The 1984-nt window shown below is 69.3% G+C and carries 3 protein-coding genes; all 3 read right to left on the bottom strand.

Annotated elements, in window-relative coordinates:
* On the bottom strand, positions 1–629 hold a 629-nt coding region (locus B4M60_RS02490; RefSeq protein ID WP_291079973.1), incomplete at its 3' end, for a ferredoxin reductase.
* A gap of 25 nt (positions 630–654) precedes the next feature.
* Positions 655–846 carry a ferredoxin gene (locus B4M60_RS02485; RefSeq protein WP_291079971.1) on the bottom strand — a complete coding sequence of 64 codons (192 nt, stop codon included), beginning with the start codon at positions 844–846 and terminating at the stop codon, positions 655–657.
* Positions 847–877: 31 nt separating this feature from the next.
* Positions 878–1984, bottom strand: a 1107-nt coding sequence (locus B4M60_RS02480; RefSeq protein ID WP_291079969.1) for a cytochrome P450, incomplete at its 5' end; no start/stop codon positions are given.

Below are 1984 nucleotides of genomic sequence, written 5' to 3'. Positions count from 1 at the left end.
CCACAGCTGTAGACCAGGGTCCCCTCGGCCGGCGTCCCGAGGAACTTCTCGAGATCGATCAGCCCCTTGCTGTCCGCCGGCCAGAAGGTCACCCGGTCGCCCAGGGCCCCCAACTCGTCCAGGTAGGCCATGGTCTCCTCGGACCGACCGCCGTAGACCAGGCGCCAGTCCGCGCCGGCCCGCTCGGCGGCGCCCACCATCGGGAGCATCGGGGTGACCCCGATGCCCCCGGCGATGAACAGGTAGCGCGGGGACTGGTGGAGCGGGAAGTGGTTCCGCGGGCCCCGCACCTCGATCCGGGACCCCACCGACAGCTGCTCGTGGATGCGCCGCGACCCGCCCCGACCCTCGGGCTCGAGCAGGACGGCCACGCGGTAGCTCCGGCGATCGAGGGGATCGCCACACAGGGAGTACTGCCGGATGAGGTCGTCCTCGAGCACGAGGTCGATGTGGGCGCCGGGCTCCCAGGCCGGGAGGTCGACGCCGTCGACGGACTCGAGGACGAGCTCGACGACTCCGCGCGCGCACTCCCGCCGACCGGCGACCACGGCGAGGAGCGAGGCGTCTCCGACCGGGAGGTCACCCGGATCGACGAACTGGGACTGCAGGGGTTCGGAAACCATGGTCATCTCTAACTCACCTAGTCGGGCTGGACTACTCGCGCACGATGGAGATCGCGGATTCCGGGCACGCCCGGACGAGGCGGCGCGCCGTCTCGGGGGACATCTCCGGGGCGTCCTCGCGGACCACCCCGCGGCCGCGCTCGTCCTCGGCGATGTAGTCGGGCTCCAACGTGTAGCAACGGGCGTGACCCACGCAGAACTCGTGGTCGATCTTCACCTTCATGACGTGTCCTCTCTTTGTGTCCGGTACGCGGTCAGTTGACCGCGGCGGCGGGGGTGATCTCGTCGACGGTGACCTCGAACTCGGTGAGTCCCCGGGTCGGCATCGAGTGGGTGTGGATCTCCTGATCCGGGACGAGCGCCACGCCCGGCATGCGGGTGAGGACGGAGGTGAAGGCAACCCGCAGGAAGATCCGGGCCAGGTTGGACCCGAGGCAGCGGTGGATGCCGGCGCCGAAGGAGACGTGGCGCTTGTTCTCGCGGCGCACGTTCCAGGTGTCGCCGTCGGGGAACACCGACTCGTCGCGGTTGGCCGACCCCGGGAGGTTCCAGACCTTGTCGCCGGGCTTGAGGTCGTAGCCGTTGAGAGTCGTCTCGGTGGTGACGGTCCGCTGGGTGAGCGTCACGTTGACGAAGAGCCGCAGCGCCTCCTCGATCGCCTCGTCGAGCAGGCTCATGTCGTCCTGGAGTTCCTTGAGGTCCTCGGGATGCGTGGCCATGTGGTGGATCGTGCCGCTCAGCACGGTGCCCGTGGATTCGAGCCCACCGAGCGTCAACGCGATCATGATCTTGAGCAGGTCGCCGTCGTCGGGGACCTCCCCGCCGGGCCGGCAGTTCGCCAGGACCGTCACGATGTCGTCCTCGCCCCGCGGGTTGGCCCGCCGCTCCTCGAGGATCTCGCGGAGCGCCTCCGTGAGGGCGCCGAAGGCCTCGACCGCGCGCTCGGGGACGATGAGCGCGTCCTGCGCCCACGCCGAGAACTGCAGGATCCGGTCACTGTCGCTGGGCACGCCGAGGATCACGGCGAAGATCGCGCGGGCCTGCAGCGGACGGACGAACTCGTCCATCACGTTGAACCGGGTGCGCCCCTCGAGACCCTTGAGCAGGTCGGCGGCGATCGTCTCGATGAGCTCCGCGTGGGCTTCCATCTTCTTGAGGGTCATCAGCGGCTCGAGGATCTTGCGCCACTCGCTGTGCACCGGCGGGTCGGTGTCGAGCGGGATGAACACGGCGACGTCGGTCGGGTCGTCGTAGCGACGGTCGGCGAGGTGCGAGGCGCCACGGCCGGACTGGAAGGTCTTCCAGTCGCGGTGGATCTTCCACAGATCCTGGTAGCGGGTCACCAGCGGGACGGTGGTGTT

Origin of the sequence: Dietzia sp. UBA5065 (genome assembly GCA_002415925.1) — a bacterium.
In the GTDB taxonomy this organism is placed as follows: domain Bacteria; phylum Actinomycetota; class Actinomycetes; order Mycobacteriales; family Mycobacteriaceae; genus Dietzia.
The sequence above is the reverse complement of the archived record's forward strand: the minus strand, read 5'-3'. Positions and strand labels throughout refer to the sequence as shown.

What these genes read in the sequence shown, in the direction of transcription:
- B4M60_RS02485 (WP_291079971.1), bottom strand. Translation starts at nt 846, where the DNA reads ATGAAGGTGAAGATCGACCACGAGTTCTGCGTGGGTCACGCCCGTTGC.